This window comes from Collinsella sp. Sow4_E3 (assembly GCF_052116285.1).
In the GTDB taxonomy this organism is placed as follows: domain Bacteria; phylum Actinomycetota; class Coriobacteriia; order Coriobacteriales; family Coriobacteriaceae; genus Collinsella.
Genome location: NZ_JBQKLJ010000060.1, coordinates 1 through 1,459, shown reverse-complemented (window position 1 = coordinate 1,459; position 1,459 = coordinate 1). Strand labels below are relative to the sequence as shown.

Here is a 1,459-nt window from a genome sequence, read left to right as displayed (position 1 = left end):
GTCGGCAGCGTCAGATGTGTATAAGAGACAGGGGGCGTTTCGCCCCTCCCCCTGGGGGTCTTATGCGTCTGATGTGATATTGCCTCGGATGAGCTCGGGTTTCATCGGCTGGTTGGCGAGCGAAGAGTTGATGCTGCGGCACAGCACGGTCAGGGGTCCGTAGGGGTCGAGTTGTGCGCCGGCGATGTGCGCGGCGGTGAGGTCGTCGCTTGGGTGCGGGGCGTGGTCGCCGTATCCGGGGCACCAGTTCCCGTGTTCGGCTCGCCATGCTGCGACGATGCGCGCTCGGCGTTCCCGCTCGGGGTTGGTGCGGGTGAGGTAGGTGGGCGATTCGCGGCGGTGGCTGGCGCAGCGGGTTGCGGGTTTACGTGCCAGTAGGGGGCACCCAGGTTCACTGCATGGGCGTTTCATCGGTCACACTCGGGGCACCATGGGGTGCCGTGTCGTCCGGGTCGTAGGGGGTGTCCGCACTGGTCGCAGTAGCCGTGGTCGGCGGAGGACATCGGTACACCTCCTGGAACAGCGTGAGACCCCACCGACTCCGGGGAGGTGATGGGGTCTGGGTCAGGCGATTTTGGGGCGCACTGCACTAGCTGGACCTATCCTGACATCGTCCTCGCACGCTGTCAACCACTGGGTTGCGAGTGTCGCGAGTCGGGTCTGGTCGCGGCGGGTGGAGTGCCGGACTCGTCGTAGGTCGTCGGGGTCCCAGCGCAGCGGTTTGTGGTCGGGGTTGAGTGGGGTGACGAGTCCGCGCTCCCGCCACTTGTAGATCGCCTCGGGAGTGACGCCGAGCCAGAGCGCGGCGTCGGCGGTGGTGATCCCGTCAGCCATGCCATCAGTGTAGTGGCAGGCCTCGGTGCCACGATCCGTGCTTGTCCTGCACTGCATGTCCGTCGCGCTCCATGCTGAGTAGGGCAGATACGACCTCTGCGACCGAGACTCCGAGGTTGGCGGCGATCACTGTCGGCGTGGTGACCCGACCTCGGGTGCGGCGGGCAGGCAGGAACTCCCAGACCCGGCGCCTCACGACTCGCCCCACAGGTGGGCGCGATTAGCTCGGGCTGCCGCCAGCACATCCCCGTAGTAGGTCTCCTCCCAGCACTCCGAGTCGCGGCCGTAGATCGCCGATCGTTTCGCCTTGGTGGAGCCGAGGATGTGGACCCGTAGCCAGCGACGATCCAGTTTGCCGCCGAAGCTCATCGCGTAGGTGGGGTGCACGGGGAGCTGGCGCGAGTGTAGGTATGCGTACACATCGACGGCTGTCCAGCGGATGATCGGTCGACACGTGCGTTCTGTGGAGGTGCCGTGCCAGCGCAGCGACCCGGCACGAACAGCCGACTCCTCCGCCCGAACCCCCGACACATACCGGCCGGGGATAAGTTTGGCCATGATGTTGGTTGCCTTGCGGTTGGGGTCGGCATGGATCGCCTCGAACCCTGGTTCGCCTCGCTGCGGG

General features: G+C 66.4%; 2 protein-coding genes. Both read right to left on the bottom strand.

Features of this window, described 5'->3' with window-relative positions:
- Nucleotides 1-60: 60 nt before the first annotated feature.
- A complete protein-coding gene (locus ACTQ48_RS11175; RefSeq protein ID WP_441570975.1) occupies nucleotides 61-411 on the bottom strand; it encodes a hypothetical protein in 351 nt (116 codons plus the stop codon).
- A 615-nt stretch (nucleotides 412-1,026) separates the two neighbouring features.
- Nucleotides 1,027-1,459, bottom strand: a 433-nt coding sequence (locus ACTQ48_RS11170) for a phosphoadenosine phosphosulfate reductase domain-containing protein (protein WP_441570973.1), incomplete at its 5' end; no start/stop codon positions are given.

Coding starts and splice junctions, on each gene's coding strand:
- ACTQ48_RS11175 (WP_441570975.1), bottom strand. CDS start 411: ATGAAACGCCCATGCAGTGAACCTGGGTGCCCCCTACTGGCACGTAAA.